Annotated in this window: 15 protein-coding genes; 11 read left to right on the top strand and 4 right to left on the bottom strand. The window is 49.3% G+C overall.

What is annotated here, in order from left to right; genetic code table 11:
- Positions 1-72 precede the first annotated feature (72 nt).
- Positions 73-951, bottom strand: coding sequence for a stalk domain-containing protein (locus GC101_RS04390; RefSeq protein WP_171716228.1), 879 nt, complete (start codon positions 949-951; stop codon positions 73-75).
- Between the two features lie 304 nt (positions 952-1255).
- Between GC101_RS04390 and GC101_RS04385 the strand changes: the two genes are divergently transcribed.
- Positions 1256-1705, top strand: a complete 450-nt coding sequence (locus GC101_RS04385; protein WP_171716227.1) for an HIT family protein — start codon at positions 1256-1258, stop codon at positions 1703-1705.
- Positions 1706-1787: 82 nt separating this feature from the next.
- On the opposite strand, the gene GC101_RS04380 is transcribed toward GC101_RS04385, so the two are convergent.
- A complete protein-coding gene (locus GC101_RS04380) occupies positions 1788-2372 on the bottom strand; it encodes a TetR/AcrR family transcriptional regulator (protein WP_171716226.1) in 585 nt (194 codons plus the stop codon).
- A 160-nt stretch (positions 2373-2532) separates the two neighbouring features.
- On the opposite strand from GC101_RS04380, the gene GC101_RS04375 reads away from it, so the two are divergent.
- From GC101_RS04375 to GC101_RS04360, 4 genes are all read left to right on the top strand, one after another.
- Positions 2533-3273 (top strand): SDR family NAD(P)-dependent oxidoreductase, encoded by a 741-nt coding sequence (locus tag GC101_RS04375; RefSeq protein ID WP_171716225.1) that lies wholly within the window; start codon positions 2533-2535, stop codon positions 3271-3273.
- A gap of 198 nt (positions 3274-3471) precedes the next feature.
- Positions 3472-4305 (top strand): AraC family transcriptional regulator, encoded by an 834-nt coding sequence (locus GC101_RS04370; protein WP_171716224.1) that lies wholly within the window; start codon positions 3472-3474, stop codon positions 4303-4305.
- Between the two features lie 103 nt (positions 4306-4408).
- Complete coding sequence (locus GC101_RS04365; protein ID WP_171716223.1) at positions 4409-5617, top strand: multidrug efflux MFS transporter; 1209 nt, start codon at positions 4409-4411, stop codon at positions 5615-5617.
- Positions 5618-5644: 27 nt separating this feature from the next.
- Positions 5645-6241 carry a hydrolase gene (locus GC101_RS04360; protein ID WP_171716222.1) on the top strand — a complete coding sequence of 199 codons (597 nt, stop codon included), beginning with the start codon at positions 5645-5647 and terminating at the stop codon, positions 6239-6241.
- A gap of 74 nt (positions 6242-6315) precedes the next feature.
- Here the strand turns inward: GC101_RS04360 and GC101_RS04355 are convergent, their stop codons facing one another.
- A complete protein-coding gene (locus tag GC101_RS04355) occupies positions 6316-6813 on the bottom strand; it encodes a hypothetical protein (protein WP_171716221.1) in 498 nt (165 codons plus the stop codon).
- A gap of 186 nt (positions 6814-6999) precedes the next feature.
- On the opposite strand from GC101_RS04355, the gene GC101_RS04350 reads away from it, so the two are divergent.
- Positions 7000-7959: a LacI family DNA-binding transcriptional regulator gene (locus GC101_RS04350; protein ID WP_171716220.1), complete on the top strand. Its 960-nt coding sequence runs from the start codon at positions 7000-7002 to the stop codon at positions 7957-7959.
- Between the two features lie 17 nt (positions 7960-7976).
- Here the strand turns inward: GC101_RS04350 and GC101_RS04345 are convergent, their stop codons facing one another.
- Positions 7977-8408 carry a flavodoxin domain-containing protein gene (locus GC101_RS04345; protein ID WP_171716219.1) on the bottom strand — a complete coding sequence of 144 codons (432 nt, stop codon included), beginning with the start codon at positions 8406-8408 and terminating at the stop codon, positions 7977-7979.
- Positions 8409-8558: 150 nt separating this feature from the next.
- Between GC101_RS04345 and GC101_RS04340 the strand changes: the two genes are divergently transcribed.
- The 5 genes from GC101_RS04340 to GC101_RS04320 all read left to right on the top strand — a co-directional run bounded on the left by GC101_RS04340 (position 8559) and on the right by GC101_RS04320 (position 13770).
- On the top strand, positions 8559-9257 hold the full coding sequence (locus tag GC101_RS04340) for a hypothetical protein (RefSeq protein WP_171716218.1): 699 nt from the start codon (positions 8559-8561) through the stop codon (positions 9255-9257).
- Between the two features lie 32 nt (positions 9258-9289).
- Positions 9290-9979 carry a response regulator transcription factor gene (locus GC101_RS04335; protein WP_171716217.1) on the top strand — a complete coding sequence of 230 codons (690 nt, stop codon included), beginning with the start codon at positions 9290-9292 and terminating at the stop codon, positions 9977-9979.
- Positions 9976-10980 carry a sensor histidine kinase gene (locus GC101_RS04330; RefSeq protein ID WP_171716216.1) on the top strand — a complete coding sequence of 335 codons (1005 nt, stop codon included), beginning with the start codon at positions 9976-9978 and terminating at the stop codon, positions 10978-10980. The genes GC101_RS04335 and GC101_RS04330 overlap by 4 nt, the downstream gene beginning before the upstream one ends.
- 100 nt (positions 10981-11080) lie before the next feature.
- Positions 11081-11836 carry an ABC transporter ATP-binding protein gene (locus GC101_RS04325; RefSeq protein ID WP_171716215.1) on the top strand — a complete coding sequence of 252 codons (756 nt, stop codon included), beginning with the start codon at positions 11081-11083 and terminating at the stop codon, positions 11834-11836.
- Positions 11833-13770 carry an FtsX-like permease family protein gene (locus GC101_RS04320; protein ID WP_171716214.1) on the top strand — a complete coding sequence of 646 codons (1938 nt, stop codon included), beginning with the start codon at positions 11833-11835 and terminating at the stop codon, positions 13768-13770. Before GC101_RS04325 ends, GC101_RS04320 begins: the two co-directional genes overlap by 4 nt.
- The last annotated feature ends 11 nt before the right edge of the window (positions 13771-13781 follow it).

The raw sequence follows: 13781 nt of genomic DNA, 5'->3' as shown, positions 1-13781 counted from the left end.
TTTCTTTTGGGTATATCCAAAAAAGGTGTGCAAGCCATCATGGGCCCGCACACCTTCTATTCATTTGGAAGTTTAGATATTGACTGCTACAAGATAATAAGTGTTCGTTTCTTTATCCATATCAAATTCAAAAAAGACACTGAATGAAGATATGAAGAAGCCTGGTAATTCTACTTTGTAGCACAATGTAGTAGAGGTTGAATATTTTTCAGACCAGGTTGTGTCTAATTTCACATCACTAAGTGTGGCACTCTTTAAAATACCCGCATATTTCGTAATAACTCCACTATCATTCAATTTTACTACCCCGGAAATCGATTTAGCTGCATTGTCCTTCGATGTTTTTTTGTAGCCCATGTCGTAGTCATTTAAATCGTCAATCACATATTTATCGATTAAAGTATTATAGCTTGAGTTGGATCCGGAAGTTAAGGCATTTCCGTAAGCTTGGATAAAAGCTAATGCTACCGATTTGTTATTTTCGCCTACTGCAGTGAGATCATGATTATAAGGCAGAGTGAGCAGTCCACTTGGAAGGCTGCTTGACTGAGAGGCAGGGGCGGTAGCTGCTGGAGCAGTTGTTACTGGTACGTTAGTGACTGGTGTAGTCGTAGCTGATGATGAATCATTATAAGGTTCTCCGGCGCTGGCACTTCCTGTAGTTGTAATGGCAACGGTTTTAGTACCGGCATTCCAAAGGACGGATGCATTCATTGCTTCACCGACTGCCTTGGCGGGAAGGTAGGTTGAACCATTGTATACTAGAGGGGAGAGTTTATTTCCACTAGCATCTTTAGGAGTCCACGAAACGCCATTCACAGTAAACTTAATAGTACTATTAAGGTAAGCTTGTACTAACGAAACCCCGTCTGCAGCGTAAACCCCTACAGCCCCGCATAACAATCCGGTAGCCAAAATGGAAGAGATAAATACTTTCTTTGTAATATTCATACTAAATAATTCCTCCTACTCACTATATGATATTTGACCTATGTATTAAAATCTCAATAATATATTTATTTTCCTTTCTAAGGAATTTATATTGCTTTAATATTATCGACATCTGTAATGTTATTATTTAGGGGTATTCTATAAATAATTATTGCTATATAGGGTCCACTTAAGAATCTGACTGGTTGCATGGACGAAACCCGCTCCGGTAGAGGTGTGTCTATCGGCTGGCCATCATTTTTAAGTTCAGCTTATATAAGTGGTGATAATGGACTGTTACTTATCTTATGGGAGGTTTCACAATATGGAAGATTGTTTGATTTGTAACCGCATTAATATGATTAAAGAGGGCACGAATAAGTGCTTTGTAGCCGAGCTCGAAACAGGGTATGTAGTACTTGGAGACCATCAATATTTCGAAGGCTACACTTTATTTTTGGGCAAGGAACATAAACGGGAGCTGCATGAACTGGACAGCGGCTACAAACAGAAATTTCTGGTTGAAATGAGCCTCGTGGCAGAAGCGGTGCATCATGCATTCAAGCCGCACAAGCTGAATTACGAGCTGCTGGGCAACGGCGACTCGCATATGCACTGGCATATTTTCCCGAGACAGCTAAGCGAACCGAATCCGACCCATCCCGTCTGGTGGACGCCCAGAGAAACAATGTACTCAGACAGCTGCAGACCAAGCGGGGAAAGACTGGCAGAACTGAAACAGGCATTATTGACCGAACTGAATAAGTTAATCTAATTCGGCGTACATATTGATTAACCCGGAAGCCCTGGTTTCCGGCTGCGAATCCCGCATCTTTCCCAAGTGGAAGGAGGCGGGATTATTGGTGTCCCCTATACATTGTGTTACCCTCAAACAAGCTCCGCACCTGCTGCGCCATCTCTTCCGGAGTATGCGGCATCCGGTTCTGAATCCACCATTCGACAGTGCCCACGAAGGCCGAAGCCATGAAATGGGCAATAAGCTGCTTATCCATTCCTTCAGGAACAGACTTCTCCATCTCCAGCTTACGAATTACATTCGCCGAGACAATCTCCAGCAGGCGTTCACGGAAGATTGTGGTTCTCTGGTTGGCAAGCATAGCGGAGAAGAACAGGAAGTTCTGTTCGAAATAGAGAAATACCGGCTTCATTTCACTGATTAGTCCAACATCTCCGTCCGGAGTGCGGGTCATATTGCAGGATAGGAACATTTTGCCCAGGTGGTCCTCAATGCATCTGTTGAGCAGGTCATATTTGTCGGTGTAGTGCAGATAGACGGTTCCCCGGTTTACATTCGCCCGTTCCGCGATATCGTTGATTGTGATTTGTTCCAGCTCCTTCTCCCCAAAAAGCTCCAGAAAAGCTCTGTTAATCGCCTCTCTTGTTCTCAGAATCCGTCTGTCTGTCTTGATTCCGGTACCCATGATGATGAACCTCCTTCAGTTAATGAACATATGGCCTGCGCCTGTTGTATATAGGACATTTCCGCTTACATTAGCGATTGAATTGCCTGACCTTCTCTATATAATAATAATCAACACCAGTTAGATAATCAACAAATGTTGAATAAAGGAGAGGTCACAAGTGGAAAATAAGTCATCCAAGGTAATCATCATTACAGGAGCTTCAAGCGGAATAGGTGAAGCTGCTGCCCGGCTGCTGGCTCAGAAAGGTGCAAAGCTAGTCCTGGCAGCCAGAAGAACAGACCGCCTGCAGATACTCGCCAGTGAGATCGTCCAGGAAGGCGGCGATGCCGTGTATCTGCAGACCGATGTAACTTCTGCGGAGGAGATGGAGAAGCTGGCAAGATTCGCCCTGCAGCAATTCGGACGTATTGATGTACTGGTGAATAACGCCGGGGTAATGCCCGCATCCATGCTGCAGGAGCTGAAGGTACATGAATGGGATCAGATGATCGATGTCAATATCAAAGGCGTGCTGTATGGCATCGCTGCTGTTCTGCCGGTTATGAGGGAGCAGCAGTCGGGGCATATCATCAACCTGTCCTCGGTAGCAGGTTATAGCGTAAGTCCTTCATCTGCAGTCTACAGCGCGACCAAATATGCTATCCGGGCCATCTCTGAAGGGCTGCGCCAGGAAGAATCAGCCGCCTCCCATATCCGTTCGACCATTATCTCGCCGGGGATGACGGACACAGAGCTGACCCACACGATCAGCAGTCCGGAAATCCGGGCAATGGCGGGCCAGATGAACAGCATGGCTATATCTCCTTACAGTATTGCCAGAGCAATTGCTTACGCGATTGATGAACCTGAGGATACCAGTGTGAATGAGATTGTGATCAGACCAACGATCCTGCCTTAAGGCTGCGCTGAGACAATCAGTAGAAGCCGGACAGCGGGGGAATGATACAAGCAGCGCAGCTCCTGTTAGGGGGAGGCGCTGCTTTTTGCTATATAACATACAAGGGGAGTACTATAAAGGAACTATTGCGAGTGAAGCGAATGGTTTGAGGGTAGCCATTACTTTCAACACATCTTGTACGGACATACGGAGGGAAACGTGAACATCAACAATCTTTTTTTCCATATCCATTACTGTAACTTCAGAAGATTCAAGGATACCCGGAAATATTCAACCCGAATCGCCCGTACTCTCGAGCATCATGAGCTGATCCTGGTCATTGGGGGACAAGGCAGTGTGACGGTGGATCATAAGAAATATCAGTTCAAGGCAGGGATGCTGTTCTATATCCGGCCCGGTGTATTTCATTCGATGGAGTTTGATCTTGAGGACCCGCTCTGCTTCCTGGCTGTACATTTCAGTTATGCGCAGGTGAATCTGATGGAGGGAAGGTGGACTCTGGGAGAAGAGCCGGAGATGCTCCCGCTGCACACTGCACAAGACTTGAAGGATTATTATCAGATTGAAGAGATCTTCAGTAAACTGGTGGAAGGCTGGAATGCCAAGCTGCCGGGTTATGAATTTACCGCGAAGACAGCACTACAGCTGCTCCTGATAGCGATTTACCAGAACCACAAGCGTCATAATCAGAATTTCTCCACCTCCCTGAAGGTTGAGAAGGTCATCGGGTATATGCAGGAGCATATCAGTACCAGAGTCACCTTGCCGGAATTGGCCGGTCTGGTACAGCTGTCACCTGCGTATTTGTCCAGGGCGTTCAAGGAGATTACCGGCTATTCGCCTATAGAGTTCTTCAGCAGAATCAAAATGGACAAGGCCAAGGAGCTGATCCTCGAAGGCAGCGGCAAAAAAGTGAAAGAGATCGCCGGGGAGCTCGGGTACGCGGATGAATTCTACTTCAGCCGGATCTTCAAACGGATTGAAGGCATCAGCCCTTCCGAATTCTACAGCAAAAATGTCCATGTAGTTTAAAATAATGCATGGTGTGGAGCCGTTCCGGCTGATAATATGAGGATGTTATTGTGAAGTGCGCACACACAATAGTGGATTCATAACAGAAGGAAGGCTTGTTGTCATGCCGGTATGGAAAAGAAATCTGATCGTATGCTGGTTCGGCATGTTCGTGACAGGTGTGGGAATGAGCCAGCTTGCGCCGGTCCTTCCGCTCTATATTCAGCAGCTGGGAGTAGATAATGCAGACTCTGTTGCACAGCTGTCAGGGTTAGCCTTTGGCATCACCTATATCATATCTGCCATCTTCTCACCCATCTGGGGAATGGCTGCCGACAAGGTAGGGCGCAAGCCGATGCTGCTGCGGGCGAGTCTCGGGATGGCGCTGATTATCGGGTGTATGGGGTTTGCGCAACATGTATATGTCTTAATCGGCCTGCGTCTATTACAGGGGGCTGTCACTGGTTACGGCACCGCCTGTACGACACTCATTGCCACGCAGACGGATAAGGAACATGCAGGATATGCGCTGGGCACCTTGTCCACGGCGAATATCGCCGGTTCCCTGCTGGGACCGACCATCGGAGGCTTTATTGCCGAGAATCTGGGTGTGCAGAATACGTTTTTTGTGACCGGTATTCTGATGCTGATTGCCTTTGCCTTGACGCTGGGCTTCGTGAAAGAATCGTTCACCCGTGAGCATAAAAAGACGCTGCGCATGAAGGAAATATGGGGCAGTGTCCCGCAGAAAAGCCTAACGCTTACCTTGTTCGTAACCTTCTTCATCTTATCGGTGGCCCTATACTCGATAGAGCCGATCATGACGGTCTATGTAACCCAGCTATCCCGGACGGCCAGTCATGTGGCGCTGATCGCCGGACTTACCTTCTCGGCTTCCGGGCTGGCCAATATTATGGCTGCGCCAAGACTCGGCAGGCTGTCGGACCGGATCGGTGCGCATAAGGTAATCCTGTTCGCCCTGATTGCGGCCGGACTGATTTTTATCCCGCAGGCTTTTGTCCGGAGTCCCTGGGAGCTGATGGGTCTGCGTTTCCTGCTGGGCCTGGCGGCCGGCGGACTGGTGCCTTCGGTATCCATTATGGTCAAAAAGATCACCCCGGCGGCGCTGACCGGCAGAGTGTTCGGTCTCAATATGTCGGCAGGTTATCTGGGCGTGTTCGGCGGTTCCGTGCTGGGCGGACAAGTGGCTGCGGCATTCGGCATGCGGTATGTATTTATAGTTACAAGCGGCTTGCTGCTGATTAATGCTGCCCTGGTGTACTTCAAAGTCTACCGGAAGCTGAATGCAATCAGTCTGGCAGCAGCTGAATAAATTCACAGAATAAGAGGAGTGGAGAACATGGAAGAGTTGCAAGAAACAGCAGGTTTTACCCTTGAAGCAGCCAGGGCGGCATTAGTGGTGATTGATCTGCAGAACGGCATCGCGGGAGGAGGCCGTCAGGCTGCTCCTTATACGGCTGCTCAGGTAATAGGGAATGCGGCGAAGCTGGTGGATGCTTTTACGCAGAAAGGGGCATTTGTGGTGCTGGTCAAGGTATCTACGCTCGACGGCAAGGATATGGTCAGACCTGTGACCGATTCCGTTTCGGCAGCGGCGGATTATCCTGAAGGCTGGGACCATATTGTTCCCGCTATTGCAGAATTCAAGAATACGTACACGATTACGAAACGGCAATGGGGGGCCTTCTTCGGCACGGATCTTGATCTCCAGCTGCGCCGCCGCGGAATTCAGACCATAGTGCTCTGCGGCATCTCCACCAGCATTGGCGTGGATACTACAGCCAGAGAAGCCTATCAGCACGGCTATCAGCAAGTGTTCGCAGAGGACGCGATGACAGCAAGCACCAAGGAAGAACATGATTATGTCTGCAGCACGATCTTCCCGAGAATAGGCCGGGTACGGACCAGTGAAGAAATTGCAGCAGGTTTGAACTAAGCGCAGGTACCGCTTCAACATTGAGCCGGGCTAGGCAGTATTCAGGATGAACTCTTGGGCTGCCTGCCCGGCTCTTAGCTATTCCGGCCGGTTTCCAGCATAAGGGATGTCAGCTTACAGGATTTCGCCAGCAGATCACCGGCTTCAAGCGGGCTGGAGCAGCCGGGAAGAGGGTGTTCAATGATTCGTAGCCACTCCTGCATATGGGTTTCATCTGCCATCAGCGGAATGTCGAAATCAAACGGCCGGGAAGCTGCGGAGGTGTCATCCAAATAGCGCATGGCCCTTTCTTCAGGCAGGAGCAGAATGAATTTCAAGGTAATCGTGTATTCAAGCATCAGGCGCAGTATACAATAAGCCTCATGGCAGAAGCCTGAATTCAGCAGCAGGCGTTCTGCCAGCAATGATGTATGAAATTTGGTCATCAGCTCAAGCGAAACAAGAGACCCCATCGTCTGCGGAAAAGGGTGCTCGATCAGCTGCGCACCCATGAATCCGGCCAGAGCCTCATACGTATCCCATAAGTCCCGGTGGTGATTCTTAGGATCAGCCCCGGCATCCTCGTTGTACATCTTCTACTCACCTCTTTTATAATACTTAGCCCTGATTTCGCCCTATTACAGAACCACTGTAATCTATGAAACGCCTTCCATGTCAAATGCTTTATTTGTGGTCTGAATGTAACGCATTCCGGCGGTTTGAGGTAAAATTAAGAGGAAGTACAGGCTGTGCACAATACGCTGGGGGAAGGTAGGACTATGGCGAACATCAAAGATATTGCGAAGCTGGCGGGAGTCTCGGTCACAACGGTGTCCCGTGTTCTTAACGGTCACCCTTATGTAACCAAGGCGAAGCGGGAAGCCGTTCTGCAGGCCATGGAGACGGCCGATTATGAACGTAATATAAACGCAGTACATCTAAGCAGGGGCCGGACGAATCTGATTGGGGTGGTCGTTCCCTATATCACGCGGCCGTATTTCGGGATGGTCGTTGAAGGAATAGCGGATGAGGCTATCAAGGATAATTACAAGCTGGTGCTGATTCAGTCCAACTATGAAGCGGAGCGGGAGCTGGATGCACTGATGATGCTGAAGCTGAAGCAGATTGATGCGCTGATTATCTGTTCGCGGACGTGCAGCTGGGAGACGGTGGAGGAGTATACGCAGTACGGCCCTATTATTGTGTTGGAGGACGGCAGGGGACATCAGGTTTCTTCTATATTTATGGATCATTATCAGAGCTTCACTCGTGCGCTTACCTATCTGAGAAGCAAAGGCCATCACAAAATCGGCTATTGCCTGGCCAGGCAGTCCAGTCCCAACAGCAATTTAAGGGAGGCGGCCTACCGGGACTTCTATATGAACCGGCATGAAGCCTATAACCATGACTATATGTTCTACGATTGTGTGCAGCTGGAAGACGGGGAATGGATTATGCAGCGGATTCTGAAGATGGACGACCCTCCAACTGCACTGCTGGTTACCAGTGATCAGGTGGCGGCGGGAATTCTGGCCTTTTGCCGGGAGAATGGGATTGAGGTGCCGGGACAGCTTGCCATTGTAGGGTTCGACAATCAGCCGATCGCCCGGATGATGCATATCACGACCTTCGAGATTCCGCTGGTGGAGATCGGCCGGAGGGCTTTCCTGCAGGCGGTGGACGGAGGCCGGGCCCATGAAGAGATTCATTTGAACATGATTGAGCGGCAGACAGTATGAGTGAGGGACATAGCGGGTTATTTGAAATGTTCTGAAAAAGTGCGGATTCTCTCCACGAAAATTCCTTTGAGCTGATCCGCATCCTTTGCGGGAGCGGCATAGGCTTTATATCCGCCAAAAGACTCAATACAGAGAGAGGCCTGCCTTAGATCCTCAGGAATATTATCTGTGATAATCTCTTCGGTTTTCTTGGGCTTCTCATTGCAGATATAGTAGCCCATCTGCTTGTCCAGCAGGGCGGGTTTGTTTTTTTTGATGAAATCCCGGACTGGCTTGTAGAGCTTACCGTCGCGTACACCCGCGCCCAGAATGATGTGGTCATACTTCTCAATGTCCGGCTTCTCTGACTCCAGATTGCATAACGTGCTCCCGGGAATATATTCTGCCAGCAGGAACGCGCATTGCTCTGAAGCTCCAGATTTGGTAGCGTATAAGATTAGTGATGCCATTCATGAGCCCTCCCGGTTCGAAAAATATCTTCGAATTCAATTATCTTGATCATCAAGATATATTTCATATTCTAAGACTTGCCCAAGCCTTTGTCAATTCATCAATGTGAAGTATAATTATCCAATAATTACAATTTCCGGCGGGGAGTAATGGGGATGAAGAGGCTTAAAATGATGACAAGTGTACTGGTGGTCATATGTGCTGCGGGTGTGCTGGCAGGCTGCAAGAATGAGGGGAGTACCGTTAATAATGCTGCTGGTGTGACTGCTGATATTACTGCGATTACTGCAGCGGGGGATACAACGGGTAAAGCAACAGATGATTTTACAAATAATACCGCGGGAGAAGCTGACGGTCATACAGTTGCCCTGACGCTGGACATGAGAGGTTTCTATACAGGGTTCACCGGATTGCCCGGGGATTATACAATGATGGATGCCGCAGCCCATGGATATGTGGTTAAGCACAATTTAGAGGTGGTTGCAGGCAGGGCAGTATGGGACCAGTTTGTTGCAGCGTCTGCGCAAGGGTTGAATACGGGGGTTCGGCTAGCCACTTTTCATGATAATGAAGAGGGCATTTCTTCTTCTTATTCTGACTTATTCTTTCAGGATGGCAAATATTATATATTTGAGAGTGCTGATGAGACCGGTGAACCAACACCCTTTTCTTATTTATTAACCTTGAGGGGCAAATCCGGAAATCCTTCAAGAGATACAACAGTTACTCTACTAACCAATGACAACAAGTTAACCTTCGACAAGTATATGACAGCGCTGTACTCCAGTAACACTGAGGTTATCAAAAGTGTTTTGCCGAATCAGCTTATCAGTTTCCAATTGGATTAATGAATAGCACTACTGCAGAAGGAGAGTCTCTATTGTTCAAAATTATGCTTATTGAAGACGACATCACCCTGTTCGGGGAGATCAAGGAAAGACTGTCCCAGTGGTCGTATGAGGTATACGGGATCACGAATTTCGGCAAGGTTCTGCAGGAATTTACGGAGGTGAAGCCGGATCTGGTGGTGATTGATATTCAGCTGCCGCAGTTCGACGGATTCCACTGGTGCCGGATTCTGCGGGCTCACTCCAATGTGCCGATTATCTTCCTCTCCTCCCGCGATCATCCAAGTGATATGGTCATGTCCATGCAGCTGGGAGCAGATGACTTCATTCAGAAGCCGTTTCACTTCGAAGTGCTGATTGCCAAAATCCAGGCCACACTCCGCCGGGTCTACAATTATAGCACCGAACGCACAGAGCTGAAGACCTGGTGCGGGGCAGCGATTGAATTCGTGAAGAATACGGTCACTAACAATCAGGGAGCAGCTCTGCTGACAAAGAATGAGATGCTGATCCTCAAAATATTAGTGGAGCGCAAGGACAGCATCGTTGACCGTGAAGAGATGATTAAGAGCTTATGGGACAATGAGCATTTCGTGAGTGACAATACCCTTACCGTAAATGTAAACCGGCTGCGCAAAAAACTGGAACCGCTGGGGCTTGAAGCCTTCATTGAAACGAAAGTTGGGCAGGGGTATATGGCGACCGAAGAGGCGGCAGAATGATAAGGAAATACATAACCGAGAAGCGGAGCTGGCTGCTGCTCTTTGCCGTCCTGCAGCTCATCATTATATTCGTGGCTTATGTTGATGCGGCTATCCCGTTGCTGCCGGTACTGTACATTGTGCTGCTGAATGTGCTGCTATGTCTCGCGTTCGTATTCCTGAGATATGCCAAAGAAACCAGATTCTACAGGAGCCTGGAAGCCTGGGATCAGATCTATGACCTTCATGCTGTGATTGAGCCCGGCAGTCCGCTGGAGCGGATCGTCCATGAGGCGGTTACCGCCCAGACTGACAGGTACAAACGCGAATCCTCCATGAACTACCAGCTGCTGGAGTCTGAGAAGGACGAGCTGTTGTCCTGGATTCATGAGGTCAAAACACCGCTCACCGCCATGCAGCTGATGATTGAGCGGCTGCCGGATGAAACCCTGCAAAGACAGCTCATGTACGAATGGCTGCGGATTCATCATCTGCTCGACCAGCAGCTACATCAGAAACGGATTCCTTTTATGCGCAATGATCTGTTCATAGAGAATATCAGTCTGGAGCCGGTTCTTAATAAGGAAATCCGGGCGCTGAAGTCATGGTGTATCTCCAAGGGAATCGGTTTTGATGTGGAGCTTGAGGTGGAAGAGGTGCTGACTGACGGCAAATGGCTGGCCTTCATGCTCAGACAGCTGCTCACGAATGCTGTGAAATACAGCGAAGTCTCCGATATCCTCATCAGGAGCGGTGGAAAGGACGGTCATACCGTGCTTACCATCGAAGACAGCGGACAGGGCATTGATCCCAGGGATCTTCCGCGGATCTATGACAAAGGCTTCACGTCATCGCGCGGGCGCCAGGATGGTGCAGCCACCGGAATGGGACTCTATCTGACCCGGCAGGTGGCAGAGCCGCTGCTGATCAGCATTCATGCGGCATCCGTACCCGGAGAAGGGAGTATATTTACGCTTACTTTTCCCCGGGAGAACGACTTTCAGAGAATTACAGGCGTGTGACAATAATGTCACATGCTTCTTCACATTGTTCGGCGATGCGCAGGATAATAAACCGGAGCCCGCTTATGATTGAGTTATAGAAAAGGAGTGGGTGAACAAAATGATTATCATGCAGGCTAACAAAATCTATAAAACCTATGGCAATAAATTTAACAAGCAGGAGGTCTTGAAGGGGATCGATCTTCAGGTGAATAAAGGGGAGTTCGTGGGAATCATGGGTCCTTCCGGTTCCGGTAAAACGACTCTGCTGAATGTCCTGTCCTCCATCGACCGGGTGAGCCAGGGGACCATTGAAATAGAGGGCAAGGAATTCACGGGAATGAAGGAGAAACAGCTGGCGGAATTCCGCAAGCAGCATCTCGGATTTATTTTTCAGGATTATAATCTGCTGGATACGCTGACTGTTAAAGAAAATGTGCTGCTGCCGCTCTCAATCACCGGGATCCCGAAGAAGGAGGCTCACCAGAAGTTCGAGCAGGTGGCGGGCGAACTGGGAATAAATGAGCTGAAGGACAAATATCCGGCCGAAATCTCGGGCGGGCAGAAGCAGCGTACCTCGGCGGCACGGGCGTTTGTGCATGATCCGAGTATTATTTTTGCCGATGAGCCTACAGGGGCTCTGGATTCCAAGTCGGCTTCCGATCTGCTGAACAAGCTCGCCGATATGAACCAGAAACGCCAGGCCACTATTGTCATGGTCACCCATGATGCTGTTGCCGCGAGCTATTGCAGCCGGGTAGTATTCATCCGCGACGGGCAAATCTACACGCAGCTGAACAAAGGCGATGAATCACGGCAGTCCTTCTTCAACGATATTATCAATACCCAGGGCGTGCTTGGCGGTGCTGCGCAATGAGTCTGAACTATATTATCTTCCGTAATTTGAAAAAGAATATCAAAAACTATTATCTGTATGTCTTCGCTCTTGTATTCAGTGTTGCCCTCTATTTCTCATTCGTGACGCTGCAATTCGATCCGGCTATGGATGCCGTCAGCGGTTCAATCAAAGGCGGTGCAGCCATTGGCGCTTCCTCCATACTGCTGATTGCCATTGTCGCGATCTTCCTGCTGTATGCCAATACGATCTTCATCAAGCGGCGCAGCAAGGAGATCGGGCTGTTCCAGCTGATCGGGCTGACGAAGGGGAAGATCTTCCGGCTGCTGAGTGCGGAGAACCTGATTCTGTATTTCGGGTCTATGATTCTAGGCATGGGTGCGGGCTTTGTGATGTCACGGCTGATTCTGATGATCCTGTACAAAATTCTTGCCGTAGAAGCCCAGGCGAAGCTCCGCTTCTCTCCGGAGGCGCTTGTGCGGACGATTCTGGTCTTTGCTGCCGTGTACGTGCTGATTATGATCATGAACTACACCTTCATCAAAGCGCAAAGCATCCTGTCCCTCTTCAAGGCGACATCCACCACCCAGCAGCGTATCCGTAAAATGCCGGTGTGGGAGATTATTCTCGGACTGCTCGGCATCGGATTCATTACTGGCGGTTATTATGTATCCACACAGCTGTTCAGCGGCAAATTTGTCACTATGACTGGTCTGATGGCCGCTATGATTGTCATCCTCGCTCTGGTGATTGCCGGCACTTATCTGTTCTATAAGGGCTCAGTCAGCTTCATATTTAATACGATCCGCAATAGCAAAAAAGGCTACTTATCCATCAACGAGGTCTTGTCGCTCTCGTCCATTATGTTCCGGATGAAGTCGAATTCGCTGCTGCTGACAATCATCACAACGGTCTCTGCGCTTGCCATCGGTTTGCTGTCCCTCAGCTATATTTCGTACTATTCGGCGGAGGCCACAGCCAAGCAGAGCTCCCCGGATGATTTTGGCTTCGCCAGAGCGGCCGTGAAGGAGCGGTTTGTCCAGGCCCTGGATGAGCAGCACATTAAGTACACAGAGATTGAAATGCATCCGCTTCAGATCGAAGTGGACGCACAGCATATCATGAGCAAAAATAATTTCGACAATCCCGATGACCGCATCCTCAGCACCTCTGTTGTCAGCGACAGCAGTGTGGAAGGTATCGACGTATTACCCGGGGAAGTCCGGATTATGGGTTATGACAGCACGCTGGACAAATTCATGGGCCTTGATCCCGGAGAAGTTGGGCTAATAACTGCTAACGGCAACATTAAGCAGCAGTTAATCAGCTTATCTGCGGATGCGATCCTTCCCTTTTATTATAGCGGCGGCGCCGGTGTGTTTGTAGTCGATGAGTCCGTGTATCAGGAATTGGCTAAGTCGCTGGACCCGAAGCTGCAGATGAAGAAAGAAGCGGACAACTATTACGGCATTGAACTGCTTGACCGCTCGCAGAAAGAGAAAGCATATCAAATCTATGTGGACCAGCAGCCGGAAGCACCAAGCTTCGCCCAATATGAATATGAATTGAACCAGCGTACGAATATGGGCCTCATTATGTTCATCGTCGGTTTCCTGGGCTTGACCTTCCTCATCACCTCCGGCTGCATTCTCTACTTCAAGCAGATGGATGAAGGCGAGGAGGAGAAAGGCGGATACACGATTCTGCGGAAGCTGGGCTTCACTCAGGGAGACCTGCTGCGCGGTATCCAGTTCAAGCAGCTGTTCAATTTCGGCATTCCGCTGGTCATCGGCCTGTGCCACAGCTACTTCGCGGTGAAGTCCGGCTGGTTCTTCTTCGGCACCGAAATGCTTACTCCGATGTTCGTGGTAATGGCGGTTTACACTGTGCTGTATTCGATCTTCGGCCTGCTCTCCGTACTGTATTACAAGCGTGTGATCCGGGAATCACTATAAATCATCACCCG

The sequence above is a fragment of the Paenibacillus phytohabitans genome, assembly GCF_013141775.1.
GTDB classification, from domain to species: domain Bacteria; phylum Bacillota; class Bacilli; order Paenibacillales; family Paenibacillaceae; genus Paenibacillus_AQ; species Paenibacillus_AQ phytohabitans.
Note: the sequence above shows the minus strand (reverse complement) of the source record. Positions and strands in the feature narration are given on the sequence as shown.